The 13,597-nt window shown below is 56.7% G+C and carries 15 protein-coding genes; 6 read left to right on the top strand and 9 right to left on the bottom strand.

Annotated features, from left to right (window positions below):
- Positions 1-141 precede the first annotated feature (141 nt).
- Positions 142-2,277, top strand: coding sequence for an ornithine decarboxylase (locus C2U54_RS00595; RefSeq protein WP_103176939.1), 2,136 nt, complete (start codon positions 142-144; stop codon positions 2,275-2,277).
- Between the two features lie 37 nt (positions 2,278-2,314).
- Here C2U54_RS00595 and C2U54_RS00590 read toward each other — a convergent pair whose 3' ends face one another.
- From C2U54_RS00590 to mutY, 4 genes are all read right to left on the bottom strand, one after another.
- A complete protein-coding gene (locus C2U54_RS00590; protein ID WP_103176938.1) occupies positions 2,315-3,571 on the bottom strand; it encodes a nucleoside permease in 1,257 nt (418 codons plus the stop codon).
- A gap of 237 nt (positions 3,572-3,808) precedes the next feature.
- Positions 3,809-4,888 (bottom strand): membrane-bound lytic murein transglycosylase MltC, encoded by a 1,080-nt coding sequence (gene mltC, locus C2U54_RS00585; RefSeq protein WP_103176937.1) that lies wholly within the window; start codon positions 4,886-4,888, stop codon positions 3,809-3,811.
- 101 nt (positions 4,889-4,989) lie between these two features.
- A complete protein-coding gene (locus tag C2U54_RS00580; protein ID WP_103176936.1) occupies positions 4,990-5,262 on the bottom strand; it encodes an oxidative damage protection protein in 273 nt (90 codons plus the stop codon).
- A gap of 25 nt (positions 5,263-5,287) precedes the next feature.
- Positions 5,288-6,340, bottom strand: coding sequence for an A/G-specific adenine glycosylase (mutY, locus tag C2U54_RS00575; RefSeq protein WP_103176935.1), 1,053 nt, complete (start codon positions 6,338-6,340; stop codon positions 5,288-5,290).
- Between the two features lie 144 nt (positions 6,341-6,484).
- On the opposite strand from mutY, the gene trmB reads away from it, so the two are divergent.
- Genes trmB through C2U54_RS00560 form a run of 3 tightly spaced genes read left to right on the top strand, consistent with a single transcriptional unit; the run spans position 6,485 to position 8,302 of the window.
- On the top strand, positions 6,485-7,204 hold the full coding sequence (trmB, locus tag C2U54_RS00570) for a tRNA (guanosine(46)-N7)-methyltransferase TrmB (protein ID WP_103176934.1): 720 nt from the start codon (positions 6,485-6,487) through the stop codon (positions 7,202-7,204).
- Positions 7,204-7,530 (top strand): YggL family protein, encoded by a 327-nt coding sequence (locus C2U54_RS00565; RefSeq protein ID WP_103176933.1) that lies wholly within the window; start codon positions 7,204-7,206, stop codon positions 7,528-7,530. The genes trmB and C2U54_RS00565 overlap by 1 nt, the downstream gene beginning before the upstream one ends.
- Positions 7,531-7,582: 52 nt before the next feature.
- A complete protein-coding gene (locus tag C2U54_RS00560) occupies positions 7,583-8,302 on the top strand; it encodes a DUF2884 domain-containing protein (protein WP_103176932.1) in 720 nt (239 codons plus the stop codon).
- A gap of 188 nt (positions 8,303-8,490) precedes the next feature.
- Here C2U54_RS00560 and hemW read toward each other — a convergent pair whose 3' ends face one another.
- Genes hemW through C2U54_RS00535 form a run of 5 tightly spaced genes read right to left on the bottom strand, consistent with a single transcriptional unit; the run spans position 8,491 to position 11,805 of the window.
- Complete coding sequence (gene hemW / locus C2U54_RS00555; RefSeq protein ID WP_103176931.1) at positions 8,491-9,633, bottom strand: radical SAM family heme chaperone HemW; 1,143 nt, start codon at positions 9,631-9,633, stop codon at positions 8,491-8,493.
- Positions 9,626-10,219 carry an XTP/dITP diphosphatase gene (locus tag C2U54_RS00550; protein WP_103176930.1) on the bottom strand — a complete coding sequence of 198 codons (594 nt, stop codon included), beginning with the start codon at positions 10,217-10,219 and terminating at the stop codon, positions 9,626-9,628. Before C2U54_RS00550 ends, hemW begins: the two co-directional genes overlap by 8 nt.
- A 3-nt stretch (positions 10,220-10,222) precedes the next feature.
- Positions 10,223-10,519, bottom strand: coding sequence for a DUF167 family protein YggU (yggU, locus tag C2U54_RS00545; protein ID WP_103176929.1), 297 nt, complete (start codon positions 10,517-10,519; stop codon positions 10,223-10,225).
- Entirely contained in the window at positions 10,516-11,082 is a 567-nt protein-coding gene (locus tag C2U54_RS00540) for a YggT family protein (protein ID WP_103176928.1), read from the bottom strand. The genes yggU and C2U54_RS00540 overlap by 4 nt, the downstream gene beginning before the upstream one ends.
- A gap of 21 nt (positions 11,083-11,103) precedes the next feature.
- Positions 11,104-11,805: a YggS family pyridoxal phosphate-dependent enzyme gene (locus tag C2U54_RS00535; protein ID WP_103176927.1), complete on the bottom strand. Its 702-nt coding sequence runs from the start codon at positions 11,803-11,805 to the stop codon at positions 11,104-11,106.
- A gap of 17 nt (positions 11,806-11,822) precedes the next feature.
- Here C2U54_RS00535 and C2U54_RS00530 point away from each other — a divergent pair, with 17 nt between their 5' ends.
- Both C2U54_RS00530 and C2U54_RS00525 read left to right on the top strand, forming a co-directional pair.
- Positions 11,823-12,806 carry a type IV pilus twitching motility protein PilT gene (locus C2U54_RS00530; RefSeq protein WP_103176926.1) on the top strand — a complete coding sequence of 328 codons (984 nt, stop codon included), beginning with the start codon at positions 11,823-11,825 and terminating at the stop codon, positions 12,804-12,806.
- A 91-nt stretch (positions 12,807-12,897) separates the two neighbouring features.
- The gene (locus C2U54_RS00525; protein ID WP_103176925.1) at positions 12,898-13,593 is read left to right on the top strand and encodes a transcriptional regulator; all 696 of its coding nucleotides are present in this window, start codon (positions 12,898-12,900) and stop codon (positions 13,591-13,593) included.
- The last annotated feature ends 4 nt before the right edge of the window (positions 13,594-13,597 follow it).

Here is a 13,597-nt window from a genome sequence, read left to right as displayed (position 1 = left end):
TGCAGGACAGCAGTAAAACCAGACGCGCTCTGTTTTTACTGATGTCTGGCGGTCGGAGCTGAACTCCGGTCAGACACATTCGTTGGGCAGGGGGACTCCCTGTCCGGGGCTTTTTCTCGCCTTGCACGGGTATTTGCGCTTATGAAATCAATGAAAATTGCCGTCAGCCGTGAGCTGGCCTCCGCCTTATCCACGCACCGGGAAGTGGTGACGCTGGATAACACCGATTTTACGGATGTGGCGGCAGTCGTCATTACCGTCGCTGAAAGCCACAGCGGCATCCTCGCATTACTGAAACGCACCGGTTTTCATTTACCTGTTTATCTGTTCTCACCAGAGCCGGTAGACGCGCCTGCGGGTGTCGATGCGGTAATCGACGGTAAGGCACAGGAGTGGCTTGAGCTGGAAGCGGCGGCCTGTCGCTATGAAGAGAATCTGTTGCCGCCGTTTTTCGACACCCTTAGTCAGTATGTAGCAATGGATAACAGCACCTTTGCCTGTCCGGGGCACCAGCACGGCGCATTCTTTAAGAAGCATCCCGCCGGCCGCCAGTTTTTCGATTTCTTTGGCGAGAACCTCTTTCGTGCCGATATGTGCAACGCCGACGTCAAGCTCGGCGATCTACTGATCCATGAAGGGTCTGCCAAACATGCGCAAAAGTTTGCGGCGAAAGTATTCAATGCCGACAAAACCTATTTCGTTCTTAATGGCACCTCAGCCGCCAACAAGGTGGTGACTAACGCGCTGCTGACCCGTGGCGATCTGGTGCTGTTTGACCGCAATAACCATAAGTCCAACCATCATGGGGCGCTGATCCAGGCGGGTGCCACGCCGGTTTACCTCGAAGCGGCGCGCAACCCCTTTGGCTTTATTGGCGGCATCGACGATCGCTGTTTTGACGAGGCGTACCTGCGGGAGTTGATCCGTGATGTTGCTCCGGAGAAAGCTCTGGAAGCCCGTCCGTTCCGCCTGGCGGTGATCCAGCTCGGCACCTATGACGGCACCATCTATAACGCCCGTCAGGTGATCGATAAAATCGGCCAGCTGTGCGACTACATCCTCTTCGACTCGGCGTGGGTAGGCTACGAGCAGTTTATCCCGATGATGGCCGACAGCTCGCCGCTGCTGCTGGAGCTAAACGAGAACGATCCGGGGATCTTTGTCACTCAGTCGGTGCACAAACAGCAGGCCGGGTTCTCCCAGACCTCGCAGATCCACAAAAAGGATAACCATATCCGCGGTCAGGCGCGTTTCTGCCCGCATAAGCGCCTGAATAATGCCTTTATGCTGCATGCGTCCACCAGCCCGTTCTATCCGCTGTTTGCGGCCCTTGACGTGAACGCCAAAATCCACGAAGGGGAGAGCGGGCGTCGGCTGTGGGCCGAATGCGTTGAGATGGGCATCGAAGCGCGCAAGGCGATTATCGCCAACTGTAAAATGATTAAGCCGTTTATCCCGCCGGTGGTGGCCGGGCGTCCGTGGCAGGATCATCCTACCCATGCGATTGCCAGCGAGCTGCGTTTCTTCAGCTTTGAACCGGGGGCGAAATGGCACGGCTTTGAGGGGTATGCCGAAGAGCAGTACTTTGTCGACCCGTGCAAGCTGCTGCTGACCACGCCGGGCATCGATGCTGAAAGCGGGGAGTACACCGACTTTGGCATCCCGGCGACCATTCTGGCGCACTACTTGCGCGAGAAAGGCATTGTCCCGGAGAAGTGCGATCTCAACTCCATTCTCTTCCTGCTGACCCCGGCGGAGAGCACCGAGAAGATGGCGCAACTGGTGGCGATGCTGGGCCAGTTTGAGCAGCACATTGAAGATGACACCCCGCTGGCGGATGTCCTGCCGACCATCTGGAACAAATATCCGGTCCGCTACCGCGACTACACGCTGCGTCAGCTTTGCCAGGAGATGCACGATCTGTATGTCAGCTTTGACGTGAAGGATCTGCAAAAGGCGATGTTCCGCAAAGAGAGCCTGCCCACCGTGGCGATGAATCCGCAGGATGCTAACCAGGCCTTTATTCGCGGTGACGTCGAGCTGGTGCGCATCAGCGAAGCCGAAGGGCGTATCGCGGCGGAAGGGGCGTTGCCATACCCGCCAGGGGTGCTGTGTGTGGTGCCGGGCGAACTGTGGGGTGGAGCGGTGCAGCGTTACTTCCTGGCGCTGGAAGAGGGCGTCAACCTGTTACCCGGTTTTTCTCCGGAACTGCAGGGCGTTTACAGCGAAAAGGATGCGGACGGGATCAAGCGTTTGTACGGGTATGTTCTGAAGTAAAAAAAATCCCCCTCCGCAGGGAGGGGGATTTCACAGATTAATGTGCGACGGTCTGCACACCTGTTGGGGTACGAACATGTTTGTACTTGAACAGCACCATGAACGCGAAGGCCAGTACCAGCGAGTAGCCTGCAAAGATCAGCCATACCGGCTGCCAGTCGGTAATACCGTTGGTGGTATACATCTCCACAACCTTACCGCTCACCACGCCGCCGAGAATACAGCCGAAGCCGTTGGTCATCATCAGGAACATGCCCTGGGCGCTGGCGCGAATTTCCGGACGTACCTCTTTCTCCACAAAGACGGAACCGGAGATGTTGAAGAAGTCGAACGCACAGCCGTAGACAATCATCGACAGCACCAGCAGCACGGTACCGAAGGCTGACGGGTCGCCGTAGGCGAACAGACCGAAGCGCAGCATCCACGCGAAGATACTGATCATCATGACGTTCTTGATGCCGTAGCGGCTCAGGAAGAACGGGATGGTCAGAATGAACAGCGTTTCGGAGATCTGCGAAATGGACATCATCACCGAGGCATGTTCAACGATAAAGCTCCCGGAGAACATCGGGTCGTTATCGAAGCTGTGCAGGAAGGTGTTGCCGAACATGTTAGTGATCTGCAGCTCCGCGCCCAGCAGCATGGAGAAGATGAAGAAGATCGCCATGCGTTTGTTTTTAAACAGCGCGAACGCGTCCAGGCCAAGCATGGAGCTCCAGCTCTGGTTTGTCTGCTGGTTAGAGACCGGAATGTGGGGCAGGGTCAGGGTGAACAGCACCAGCACGATGGAGAGCGCCGCGCCGATATAGAGCTGCATATGGCTCAGCTCAAAGCCGGAGAAGCTCACCGCCCACATCGCCATGATAAAGCCGATGGTGCCCCAGATACGGATCGGCGGGAAGTCGGTCACGATGTCCAGACCCGCCGTTTTCAGGCGATAGTAGGAGATGGTGTTCACAAGCCCAAGCGTTGGCATATAGGCCAGCGAGTTAAGCAGGATCACCACAAACATCGCCCCCGGCGTGGTTACCCCCGCGGCCATAAACAGCGTGGCCGCCCCCACCAGGTGGCAGAAGGCGTAAAGCCATTTCGCGCTGATCCATTTGTCCGCCACGATCCCGAGCAGGGTCGGCATAAATACCGCGGCAATGCCCAGCGAGCTATAGACCGCGCCGATGGAAGCACCATCGAATTTCAGGGTGACAAACATGTAGGAGCCGAGCGTGGTTAGCCAGCTCCCCCACAGACAGAACTGCAGAAACGACAAGATTTTAAGCTGCAGCTTAAGGTTCATGTTACTTTCCTCACAAAGAGAGCGGGCTGTATGTTGGTGTAGAAACATTTGGGTTTTGGATTTGATGCAATTCTATCAGCGAGTGGCGTGATGTTTTGTTACCTCCCGCAAAAAAATGCAATCAACATTAATTTGCAGTTTGGATTGTGATGCAAATAACAATTTCCTATGGGTAAGGCGGGCGGGGATCGATGGACTCTTTACCCTCCCCGCGCAGGAGAGGGTAAAAAAGTCACACTACTTTCTACGATAGCTCTTCTGAGCCGTATTGACCTTGTAGAGGTAGCGGCGGGATTCTGCGGAAGGGTGACGGCTGGTGAGGGTCTGGTATACATCCCCCGGTGACATACTGTTGATAATGTTTGCCGCCTGGATTTTATCGCTGGAGAAGACGCGCAGCACGCTGCCTGCGCCGCCGTTGTAGGCGGTGATCACCGCGTAGCGGCGAGAGGTCGGGTTATCGATGCCGCTCAGGTAGACGTTGTTCAGCATCGCCAGGTAGGCGGTACCGGTGTCGATATTGCTGGCAGGATCAAACAGGTAACTGCGGCTTGGCATACCCGATCTTCCCTGCGAGCGGAACACATCTTTCCCGGCGCTGTGCTGCACAACCTGCATCAGGCCCAGCGCGTCGGAACGGCTCACCGCGTAGGGGTTGAACGAGGATTCGGTCTGCATAATCGCCAGGATCAGCGACTCATCGACACCATATTTACGCGACGCCTGGCGCACCATTCCGACATATTTATGAGCACGTTTATCGAGGTGGTTTGGCACCAGGTTAATGGTCACGCTGTAGATAACGCGCAGGCCATTGCTGCGGCTTTTCAGACGCGTCTGCAACAGGTAGTTAGCAAAATTATTAGCACGGCCTTCCCAGCGAATGGACTGGCCGGTTTGATCCACCACCTGGCCATAGAGGAACGGCTCTTTGGAGATGGTGATGTCGTCAGCATCGGAGTAGAGGTCGATAGAGCCCGGATCGTCACCCATCAGCAAGGTTTTCACGATCGCCTCGCGCAAACGCGCCGCAGGATCGGTTCCGGCGATGGTCTCGACGGTAATAGTACCTTCGTCAAAGTTGATGTGGCTGCGGGTCTGGTAAGCGTCGGTATACTTAACGTAGTCCTTTGGTCCTGCGATCAGAACCTCGTTAAATCCCCAGATATTTTCGATGTTATGGGCGAATTGCCCCATCAGAATGTCAAAACCGTTGGTGTCCTTTACCCAGGCTTCGTTATAGCTATCGCCTTTCTTACTGGAGGAACACGAAACAAGTAACGGTGCAACAAGAGCAAGCGCTAAAAATTTTTTCATCATTCCAGGAGTGCGTGTTGTGTTGGTTCTGGGGCTCTTTTCGCCGGGGGCGCTACGCTTACCCGGCCTACAAACCGTAGACCAGGCAAGGCGGCACGATATTATTTTTCTGGTGGCGTATAGCCTTCGATGTGAACGTCTTTGCCTTCAAACAGGAAATTGACCATCTCCTCTTCAAGCTGTTTGCGGTGTTCAACGTTCATCATGTTGAGCTTGCGCTCGTTAATCAGCATGGTTTGCTTGTGTTGCCACTGCGCCCACGCCTCTTTCGAAATTTCGTTATAGATGCGCTTACCCAGATCGCCCGGATAGAGCTGGAAGTCCTGGCCTTCTGCTTCACGCTGCAGGAAGGTGCAAAAAATTGTTCTGGCCATACTGATTCCTCTTTGTCGCCCGGAGCTAAACCGTTGCTCCGACACGTAATTGCTGTAACAGGCGCTCTACGGGAGCCGCGAGCCCCACTGACGGCGGTTGCGCTAAGTTATACCAGAGAGCGGTGCCTTCATCCATGCACGCCGTGAATGAGGACACGGGAAGCCACATTGGAACAATATCCAGATGGAAGTGGCTGAAGGTATGGCGAAACGCGGTGAGCTGCACAAGAGTATCGGCAGGGATGCCGCGTTGCGCCAGCCAGTCGCGAAGATGCTCTTCATCCTCAAACTGCGGGAAGCAGAAGAGACCGCCCCATAAACCGCTTGGCGGACGCTGGGCGAGCCAGACGGTCTCCTCGTGCTGCATCAGCAGAAAATAGCCGGTACGTTCTGGTAAGGTCTGCTTCGGCTTTTTACCGGGATAGTGCGCCCACGACTGGTTAGCATAGGCCACGCAGAGATTATTCAGCGGGCACAGTTCGCATTTCGGTTTCGAGCGGGTGCAGACCATTGCCCCTAAATCCATCATCGCCTGGTTAAAGCGTTCAACACCCTGAGCGGGAGTGACCGCTTCACTGATCTCCCAGAGGCGTTTCTCCACCTCTTTCTTGCCCGGCCAGCCACCGACGGCGTAGCAGCGCGCCAGCACGCGTTTAACGTTGCCGTCGAGAATCGGGAAATGTTTGCCCAGCGAGAGAGAAAGAATGGCCCCGGCGGTGGAGCGCCCCACGCCCGGCAGGGCGGCCACTTCATCGAAGGTTTCCGGGAAGGTGCCACCGTGCAGCGAAACCACCTGCTGGGCGGCTTTATGCAGGTTGCGGGCGCGGGCGTAATAGCCGAGCCCGGTCCACAGATGCAGCACTTCATCCAGCGGTGCGTTAGCCAGATCGGTCACCGTTGGAAAACGCGCCATAAAGCGCTCAAAGTAAGGGATAACCGTCGCGACCTGCGTTTGTTGCAACATCACCTCTGAGAGCCATACTTTGTACGGTGTTTTTTCAATTTGCCAGGGCAGGGTTTTACGCCCGTATTTGTCGTACCAGTCCAGCACCTGGGCTGAAAATTGAGAGGCTTGCATGGTCTTCGCTTTGCGGTATCAGGGAGGCAGATTGCAGCACAGAGGCATGCGGCTGTAAACCGGATCTTTCCCATGCTTGCATCCGGTCATTAACTTTGGATAATGCCCGTTTCCCGAACATTCTCACAAGCAGACTACTCTTTTATGAAAAACGACGTCATATCACCGGAATTTGATGAAAACGGTCGCCCGCTGCGCCGTATTCGCAGCTTTGTCCGCCGTCAGGGGCGCCTGACCAAAGGGCAGCAGCACGCGCTGGATAACTACTGGCCGGTGATGGGCGTTGAGTTCACCGAACAGCCGCTCGACTTTGTGGCGCTGTTTGGCCGCGACGCGCCAATTACACTTGAGATCGGTTTTGGCATGGGCGCTTCGCTGGTGACCATGGCAAAAGCGCGCCCGGAGCAGAACTTCCTCGGCATTGAAGTGCACTCCCCGGGCGTCGGTGCGTGTCTGGCGACCGCCCACGAAGAGGGCGTCGAGAACCTGCGCGTGATGTGTCACGACGCGGTAGAAGTGCTGCACAAGATGATCCCTGACAATTCTCTGAGCATGGTTCAGCTCTTTTTCCCTGACCCGTGGCACAAAGCACGTCATAATAAACGCCGTATCGTTCAGGCGCCGTTTGCTGAGCTTCTCAGAAGCAAACTGAAGCTGGGTGGTGTTTTCCATATGGCAACCGACTGGGAACAGTATGCGGAACATATGCTGGAGGTGATGTCGGCGCTGGACGGGTATAAAAACCAGTCTGCGAGCAATGACTATGTACCGCGTCCTGAATCGCGTCCGGTAACCAAATTTGAACAGCGTGGCCATCGTCTTGGTCACGGCGTATGGGACTTAATGTTCGAGAGGGTAAAATAATGGCAAAGAACCGTAGCCGTCGTCTGCGTAAGAAAATGCACATCGAGGAGTTCCAGGAGGTGGGTTTTTCGGTTGCATGGCGTTTCCCGGAAGGCACCAGCGTAGAAAAAATTGATGAAGATGTCGACGCTTTCATCAATGAAGTCATCGAGCCGAACAAGCTGGCGTTTGACGGCAGCGGCTACCTGGCGTGGGAAGGTTTGATCTGCAAACAAGAGATCGGCAAGTGTAGCGAAGAAGATCAGGCCATTGTGCGTAAGTGGCTGGAAGACCACAAATTCGAAGAGGTGCGCATCAGCGAACTTTTCGACATTTGGTGGGACTAATAGAGCATCAGGGGCCAGCAATTGCTGGCCCATTTTGTATGAGGGAGAATATATGATGCGCAAAACGCTGCTCGCCGCGGCCTTAATGACCACGGCACTCACCGCTCACGCAGAGTACAAATGTGAAGTCACGCCGCGTGACGATGTGATCCTGAGTCCCCAAACCGTGCAGGTAAAAGGTGAGAACGGCAATCTGGTGATCACCCCGGATGGCAACGTCATGTTTAACGGCAAGCAGTACACGCTGAGCGCAGCCCAACGTGAACAGGCAAAAGATTACCAGGCCGATCTGCGCAGCGCGCTGCCGTGGATCGACGAAGGCGCACAGACCCGCGTGGAAAAAGGCCGTGTCGCGCTGGATAAGATCATCGCGAAAGAGGTAGGTGAGAGCAGCAACATGCGCTCGCGGCTCACCAAACTGGACGCGCAGTTAAAAGAGCAGATGAACCGCATTATTGAGCATCGCACCGATGGCCTGACGTTCCACTATAAAGCGATCGATCAGGTACGTGCCGACGGTCAGCAGCTGGTGAACCAGGCGATGGGCGGCATTCTGCAGGACAGCATTAACGAAATGGGCGCCAAAGCGGTACTGAAAGGCGGCGGCAACCCGCTGCAGGGCGTACTGGGTAGCCTGGGCGGCCTGCAAACCGCCATTCAGAACGAGTGGAAAAACCAGGAAGCGGATTTCCAGAGCTTTGGCAAAGATGTGTGTAAGCGTGTTGTCTCGCTGGAAGAGAGCCGAAAGGCGCTGGTGGGGACGTTGAAGTAGTTTAGTGCGTTCTGGGCCCCTCACCTTAACCCTCTCCCTTTCAGGATGAGGGTCGGGGCGAGGGGAGACGTCTCTATGGTCCGCTCTCGGCGAAGCTGTTTCGCATAAGAACCAGTAAGTTCCCTCCCCGCACTCTGCCCGCTTTTCCCTTAACCAGCAGAGGGGGAGGCAAAACCCTGAAGCCTGCTTCAGGACGCTTCGGCGAGGAATAGCTCAAGAAGGGAGTTTAAGAACAGTTTGCCATGCTCGGTTATCTGCCAGTAATCAGCGCATTCGATCAGATACCCCTGCGCCAGCGCTTCGTCAATCTGCGGACGAATGACCGACTCCGGCAACCCGGTATACAACGTAAACTCCTTGCGCGGTGCGGGTTCCAGCAGGCGGAAGCGGTTCATAAAGAACTCAAACGGCTTATCGTCGGCTTCAACATCATGGCTGCGCTCAAGATAGCGTCCTTCCATATAGCCACGCGGATGGCGCGTTTTAGCCGTGCGCAGAATCCGTCCGTCCGGGAAGGTCACTTTGCCGTGGGCGCCACAGCCAATGCCCAGGTAGTCGCCAAAACGCCAGTAATTCAGGTTGTGCTGACACTGGTAGCCAGGCTTCGCGTAGGCCGAGGTTTCGTACTGCTGATACCCGGCGGCGGTCAAAAGCTTGTGGCCCTGCTCGAAAATATCCCACAGCGCGTCATCATCAGGCAGTACCGGCGGGCGTGAACCAAACAGCGTGTTTGGCTCAATGGTCAGCTGATACCAGGAGAGGTGCGGCGGGTTCAGCTCAATGGCCTGACGTAGATCGTCCAGCGCTTCCTCCAGGGACTGATCCGGCAGGCCGTGCATCAGGTCGAGGTTAAAGCTGCGCAATCCCAGCCCGGTCGCCAGGTGAGCGGCACGTTTCGCCTCATCCGGGCCATGAATGCGCCCCAGACGCGTTAACTTCGGCGCGCTAAAGCTCTGCACGCCAATAGAGATACGGTTCACCCCGGCGCGCTGATACTCCACAAAACGGTCGGCCTCAACGGTACCCGGGTTGGCCTCCATGGTAATCTCTGCATCCGCTGCCAGATTAAGGCGCGCTCGCACGCCATCCAGCAGCGTTTGCATCGCCGGCCCTGAGAGCAGGCTCGGCGTACCGCCACCGATAAAAATGGTCTTTACTTCACGTCCCTGCGCGTAAGGTACGTCGGCGTCCAGATCGGCAAGCAGATGCTGAACGTAATCGTCATGGGGCACTTCGCCTTTTAGCGCATGCGAGTTGAAATCGCAGTACGGGCATTTCTGCACGCACCACGGGATGTGAATATAAAGACTCAATGGTGGCAAATTAGCCATTACGTAATGCTTCCAGTAACAGTTTCAGGGCGCGTCCACGATGGGAAATCGCGCTTTTTTCTTCGCGGGTCAGTTCCGCAGCGGTTTTGCCCTCGCTCGGGACAAAGAAGATCGGATCGTAGCCAAAGCCACCATTGCCTGCCGCCTCGCGGGCTATCACGCCCGGCCAGCTGCCGTGGCAGACCAGCGGCGTTGGGTCTTCAGCGTGTCGCATATAGACCAGCACGCAGTGGAACTGCGCCTTGCGCTGCTCATCCGGCACATCCTTGAGCGTTTCCAGCAGCTTTTCGAGATTCTGCTGATCGCTGGCATCGACGCCAGAATAGCGGGCGGAGTAAATTCCTGGCGCGCCGCCAAGGGCATCTACCGCCAGGCCAGAGTCATCGGCAATGGCCGGTAAGCCGGTGACCTGTGCAGCATGGCGCGCCTTCAGAATGGCGTTTTCAATAAAGGTCAGGCCGGTCTCTTCTGCAGAGTCCACCCCCAGTTCGGTCTGGGCAACCACATCCAGACCAAAATCATTTAACAGCGAGGCCAGCTCGCGCACTTTACCGGCGTTACCGGTAGCGAGAACAACTTTTTGCATCTGTTAATCCTGTTGTATCAGTGCCGCGACTTCCGTCGGGATTTGTTGCGGATGAAGAATTTTGACCTGCTTGTGACGGCCCAGTTCACCTTTCTCGATCAGCACCTGGCTTTTCGCAACGCGAAACTGCTTCGCCAGATACTTCACCAGATGGGCATTGGCCTGGCCGTCCACAGGAGGGGCAGTGATGGCGACTTTTACTTCGTCGCCATGCAGCCCGATAATCGTGTCGCGGCTGGCTTTCGGCTGAATATACAGCCATAAAACCAGCCCATCGGCGCAGGTGCTGACAGCACTCATAACGCCATCCACAGCCCCGGCAGTAGCATATTGCCTGTGGACTGCAGCAGTTCAGCGATACCCATATTGATCACGTACAGCAGCAGTACGAGGATCATTGGAGAGAAGTCGATCCCGCCCATGGCCGGCAGCAGATTACGAATCGGGCGCAGCAGCGGGTCTGCAAGCTGAATCAGGACATACTCCACCGGGCTACGGCCCTGGCTTACCCAGCTCATGATCGCCATCAGCAGCAGAACCCAGAAAATCAGCAGGCCGATCGTTTTTATCAGGATCAACACCGCCGCGATCCAGATGATCGGCTGGAAGGTGATGACCATAAACAGCACGATCGCTTTCACCACGCACAGGATCAGCGCAACCAGCAGGGAGGCGCTGTCAATCGGGCCCATTGGCGGGATCACCCGGCGCAGCGGTCCGACAATCGGTTGGGTCACTTTCACGACAAACTGTGAGAAGGGGTTGTAAAAATCACAACGGGCCCACTGCATCCAGACGCGTAACAAAAGCACCATCGTATACAGTTCAATGACCGTTGAGAGCAGGAAGGTCAACGTCTTCATGGCGTTCCTCAGGTTTCCTTATTATTGGGTGTAATCGCGCGCGCCGAAAATTGCTGTCCCGATGCGCACCATGGTGCTGCCAGCCGCAATCGCGGCGGCCATATCGTCCGTCATGCCCAGTGAAAGCGTGTCGACCGTTGGGTAGCGCGTTTTAAGCGCCTCAAATGCTACAGCCATTTGCCGGGCTACGGCAAACTGCCTGTCGTAATCTGTTTCAGGGGCCGGGATCGCCATTAACCCGCGCAGGCGAAGGCCGGGCAGAGCGGCAACCTGTTTCGCCAGCAGATCCAGGGCATCCAGCGCAATGCCGGATTTACTGTTCTCATCGCTAATGTTGATTTGGATCAGCACGTTAAGCGGCGGCATCTCTGCCGGGCGCTGCTCGCTCAGACGGGTGGCGATGCGCAGACGATCGACGGTATGACACCAGTCGAAATGCTCCGCCACCAGCCGGCTTTTGTTCGACTGTAGTGGTCCGATAAAGTGCCACTGCAGATCCGCGGTGCCCTTTTCCCGGAAATGGCGGATTTTTTCCACCCCTTCCTGCACGTAGTTTTCACCGAACATGCGCTGGCCTGCATCAATGGCTTCTGCGATAGCGCTCGCAGGCTTGGTTTTACTGACTGCAAGCAACGTAACTTCTTCTGAAGCACGGCCGCAACCTGTTGCCGCGGCTGAGATTTTGTCCCTGACCTGTGCCAGGTTATGCGCAATGTCGTTCATTTTCCGGGGATCATTAAATGGATATGGAAGAAATTGTGGCCCTTAGTGTAAAGCATAATGTGTCGGATCTACACCTGTGCAGTAACGCACCACCTCGCTGGCGGCGGCGAGGGAAAATGGAATTTGCTCCCTTTCCGGGGCCGGAGGTCGCGATGCTGCTGAAAAGCTGGCTTAGCGACGAGCAGCAGGGTGCATGGTGTGCCCAAGGGCAGGTGGATTTTGCCGTTACGCTTGCGAGCAGGCAGCGGCTGCGGGCCAGCGCCTTTGCGCATATGCAGGGGTGTTCTCTGGTGCTCCGCCTGCTTCCAGACGCGTGCCCGCAGTTGCGCACCCTGGGAGCGCCGCGGGCGATACCCGAACTGCTGGCGCACGATAACGGTCTGATACTGGTGACCGGGGCGACAGGCAGCGGTAAATCCACCACCCTTGCGGCAATGGTCGATTTTCTCAATCACCATAGCGACGGGCATATCCTGACGCTCGAAGATCCGGTGGAATTTATCCATCAAAGCAAGCGTTGCCTGGTTCAGCAGCGGGAGATTGGCCTGCATTGCCTCTCCTTTGCCGACGCGCTGCGGGCTGCATTACGTGAAGATCCCGATGTAATCCTGCTGGGCGAACTGCGTGACAGCGAGACGATACGTCTTGCGCTTACCGCCGCAGAGACCGGGCATCTGGTGCTGGCGACGCTCCACACCCGGGGCGCCGCCCAGGCAGTGGAGAGGCTGGTGGATGCCTTCCCTGCGCAGGAAAAAGAGCCGGTACGGAAACAGCTGGCAGGCAGCCTGCGCGCCGTGCTGGCGCAAAAACTCGAAAGGGATAACCAGCAGGGGCGCGTCGCGCTGTTCGAATTACTGGTTAATACCCCTGCGGCAGCCAATTTAATCCGCGAAGGAAAAACCTGGCAACTGCCCGGCGTGATCCAGACCGGGCAGCAGGCTGGCATGCAAAACTTCGAGCAGAGCCTGGCTGAGCGCAGGGCGCAGGGGCGATTGTCATGAGCCTGTGCCAGCAGAGAATGCCTCTCATGGCCTTGTTTCCTGCGGTACGGGCGCTAAAATCGAGTTCTGATTGCACTGATTGAAAGCGGCTATGTCATCACAACCGAACCAAAGTCTTATCGACGGCATTCGCTGTCTGCAATATCTGGTTTCCAGCGACCGTGCTATCGGTTGCCGTGAACTCGCACGACTGATGGGGATCAACACCACTCGGGTGAACCGTTTGCTGATGACCATGGCTTCTATTGGCCTGACCATGCAGGACGAGCATCGTCGCTACCTGCCTGGTCCCGGCATTCATGCCCTGGCGGCGCAGTCCATCCGTGGCTCGGAGCTTTTCTCCCGCGCCTTGCCCCGGCTGGAGCGCCATGCGCCACGCGATATCGTGGTGGCCCTGGGCGTGCTGTGGGAGGATCAGGTCATCTATATCTGGCACGCCGTTCCCGGCAGCCAGGCCAGCCAGGCGCTGGCCGGATTCCATATGCTCCCTGCCTGGCAATCGGTGATTGGCATGTCGCTACTGGCGAGCGAACCGGATGACGCGCTAATCCCACGCTTTACGCCAGAGCAGTGGCAAAACCTCGCCCCGCATGTGGCCCAGCAGCGCGAGCAGGGACGTGTGATCTGGCATCATGACGACGGTGAAGTGTCGATGGCGGTGCCCGTAGGGGCGCACCATGCCGCGCTGGCCTTTGCCGGCATGTGGAATATTGACGATGAGAGCGTCCGCTCCCGTCTTGATGAGCTGACCGCGCTCAACGCTACGCTGCTGGCGGACCGGGAATGAATTG

The organism is Leclercia sp. LSNIH1 (genome assembly GCF_002902985.1).
In the GTDB taxonomy this organism is placed as follows: Bacteria; Pseudomonadota; Gammaproteobacteria; order Enterobacterales; family Enterobacteriaceae; genus Enterobacter.
Note: the sequence above shows the minus strand (reverse complement) of the source record. Positions and strands in the feature narration are given on the sequence as shown.

Excerpts from the sequence above, each read along its gene's own strand:
- C2U54_RS00565 (WP_103176933.1), top strand. The coding sequence starts at position 7,204 with ATGGCAAAGAACCGTAGCCGTCGTCTGCGTAAGAAAATGCACATCGAG.
- hemW (WP_103176931.1), bottom strand. The coding sequence starts at position 9,633 with ATGGCTAATTTGCCACCATTGAGTCTTTATATTCACATCCCGTGGTGC.
- C2U54_RS00560 (WP_103176932.1), top strand. The coding sequence starts at position 7,583 with ATGATGCGCAAAACGCTGCTCGCCGCGGCCTTAATGACCACGGCACTC.
- C2U54_RS00580 (WP_103176936.1), bottom strand. The coding sequence starts at position 5,262 with ATGGCCAGAACAATTTTTTGCACCTTCCTGCAGCGTGAAGCAGAAGGC.
- C2U54_RS00535 (WP_103176927.1), bottom strand. The coding sequence starts at position 11,805 with ATGAACGACATTGCGCATAACCTGGCACAGGTCAGGGACAAAATCTCA.
- C2U54_RS00525 (WP_103176925.1), top strand. The coding sequence starts at position 12,898 with ATGTCATCACAACCGAACCAAAGTCTTATCGACGGCATTCGCTGTCTG.
- C2U54_RS00540 (WP_103176928.1), bottom strand. The coding sequence starts at position 11,082 with ATGAAGACGTTGACCTTCCTGCTCTCAACGGTCATTGAACTGTATACG.
- C2U54_RS00550 (WP_103176930.1), bottom strand. The coding sequence starts at position 10,219 with ATGCAAAAAGTTGTTCTCGCTACCGGTAACGCCGGTAAAGTGCGCGAG.
- C2U54_RS00595 (WP_103176939.1), top strand. The coding sequence starts at position 142 with ATGAAATCAATGAAAATTGCCGTCAGCCGTGAGCTGGCCTCCGCCTTA.
- mutY (WP_103176935.1), bottom strand. The coding sequence starts at position 6,340 with ATGCAAGCCTCTCAATTTTCAGCCCAGGTGCTGGACTGGTACGACAAA.
- C2U54_RS00530 (WP_103176926.1), top strand. The coding sequence starts at position 11,823 with ATGGATATGGAAGAAATTGTGGCCCTTAGTGTAAAGCATAATGTGTCG.
- yggU (WP_103176929.1), bottom strand. The coding sequence starts at position 10,519 with ATGAGTGCTGTCAGCACCTGCGCCGATGGGCTGGTTTTATGGCTGTAT.
- C2U54_RS00590 (WP_103176938.1), bottom strand. The coding sequence starts at position 3,571 with ATGAACCTTAAGCTGCAGCTTAAAATCTTGTCGTTTCTGCAGTTCTGT.
- mltC (WP_103176937.1), bottom strand. The coding sequence starts at position 4,888 with ATGAAAAAATTTTTAGCGCTTGCTCTTGTTGCACCGTTACTTGTTTCG.
- trmB (WP_103176934.1), top strand. The coding sequence starts at position 6,485 with ATGAAAAACGACGTCATATCACCGGAATTTGATGAAAACGGTCGCCCG.